Origin of the sequence: Erythrobacter sp. HI0063 (assembly GCF_001635685.1) — a bacterium.
GTDB lineage: Bacteria > Pseudomonadota > Alphaproteobacteria > Sphingomonadales > Sphingomonadaceae > Qipengyuania.
Genome location: NZ_LWFF01000255.1, coordinates 1 through 1,595 on the forward strand (window position 1 = coordinate 1; position 1,595 = coordinate 1,595).

The 1,595-nt window shown below is 62.6% G+C and carries 4 protein-coding genes; all 4 read right to left on the reverse strand.

Annotated elements, in window-relative coordinates; all coding sequences use genetic code 11:
* On the reverse strand, nucleotides 1-276 hold a 276-nt coding region (gene rplP / locus A3736_RS08155), incomplete at its 3' end, for a 50S ribosomal protein L16 (protein WP_067681474.1).
* A 22-nt stretch (nucleotides 277-298) separates the two neighbouring features.
* Nucleotides 299-994 carry a 30S ribosomal protein S3 gene (gene rpsC, locus A3736_RS08160; RefSeq protein WP_067681477.1) on the reverse strand — a complete coding sequence of 232 codons (696 nt, stop codon included), beginning with the start codon at nucleotides 992-994 and terminating at the stop codon, nucleotides 299-301.
* Nucleotide 995: 1 nt separating this feature from the next.
* Nucleotides 996-1,373, reverse strand: a complete 378-nt coding sequence (gene rplV / locus A3736_RS08165; protein ID WP_067681480.1) for a 50S ribosomal protein L22 — start codon at nucleotides 1,371-1,373, stop codon at nucleotides 996-998.
* On the reverse strand, nucleotides 1,373-1,595 hold a 223-nt coding region (rpsS, locus tag A3736_RS08170; RefSeq protein WP_067681483.1), incomplete at its 5' end, for a 30S ribosomal protein S19. The genes rplV and rpsS, both read right to left, overlap by 1 nt.

Here is a 1,595-nt window from a genome sequence, read left to right on the forward strand (position 1 = left end):
GTATTCGATCGACCCCTTGCCCTTACCCTGACGGACTTCGGCGGGCTTCTTCGAAACCGGCACGTCCGGGAAGACGCGGATCCAGAGACGACCCTGACGCTTGATGTGACGCGTGATCGCGCGGCGAGCCGCTTCGATCTGACGCGCGGTGATCCGCTCGGGCTCCAGCGCCTTCAGGCCGTACGACCCAAAATTCAGCACGGTGCCGCCCTTGGCGTTACCGTGAATACGGCCCTTGAACGCCTTGCGGTACTTGGTTTTCTTCGGTTGCAGCATGGTTCTTTCCTATGTCCTGCAATCAGCGCGCGGGGCGCACGCCCGAGGTCTGCGATTCCATCATCAGACGGTCATGCGCAGTCGGATCGTGGCCGAGGATCTCGCCCTTGAAGACCCACACCTTGATGCCGATGATGCCATAGGCGGTAAGCGCCTCGGCTTCGGCATAGTCGATGTTGGCCCGCAGCGTGTGGAGCGGCACGCGACCTTCGCGATACTGTTCGACACGCGCGATTTCGGCGCCGCCGAGACGGCCGCCGCACACGATCTTGATGCCTTCGGCACCCAGGCGCATGGCGGACTGGATCGCACGCTTCATCGCCCGGCGGAACGCCACGCGGCGGATCAGCTGATCGGCGATGCCCTGAGCGACGAGCTTGGCATCGACTTCCGGCTTGCGGATTTCGACGATGTTGAGCTTCACTTCGCTTTCGGTCATCGACGCAAGCTTGGTGCGCAGCTTTTCGATGTCCGCGCCCTTCTTGCCGATGATGACGCCGGGACGCGCAGCGTAGATCGAGATGCGGCACAGCTTTGCCGGACGCTCGATCACCACCTTGGAGATCGCGGCCTGCGGCAGCGAGCTCACGATGTGCTTGCGGATCTCGATGTCCTCGCTGAGCAGCTTGGCATAGTCACGCCCTTCGGCGTACCAGCGGCTGTCCCAGGTGCGGTTGATCTGCAGTCGCAGACCGATCGGATTGCTCTTGTGACCCATCTTACGCCTCTTCCTGCTCGCGAACCACGATCCGAAGCCGGCTGAACGGCTTCAGGATGCGGGTGGACTTGCCACGGCCGCGCGTGTGGAAACGCTTCATGGTGATCGACTTGCCGACCGAAGCTTCCGCAACGACCAGGGCATCGACATCCAGATCGTGATTGTTTTCCGCATTGGCGATCGCCGAAGCGAGCACCTTGCTGGCATCGCGAGCCATCGCCTTCTTGGAGAAAGCGAGGATGTTCAGGGCCTCTTCGGCCTTCTTGCCGCGGATCAGACCGGCGACGAGGTTCAGCTTCTGCGCCGAACCACGGATCGTGGTACCGACGGCCAGAGCCTCGTTCTCGCCGACGCGGCGGGGTGCCTTCTGCTTGCTCATCAGCGCTTGCCCTTCTTGTCGGCGGCGTGACCCGGGAAGGTGCGCGTGGGCGCGAATTCACCGAGCTTGTGGCCGACCATCTCTTCCGAAACGGAGACCGGGATGAACTTGTGGCCATTGTAGACGTTGAACGTCAGGCCGACGAATTGCGGGAGGATCGTGCTGCGCCGCGACCAGGTCTTGATCGGCTTGGTGCTGCTCGCATCCTGCGCGGTTTCTGCC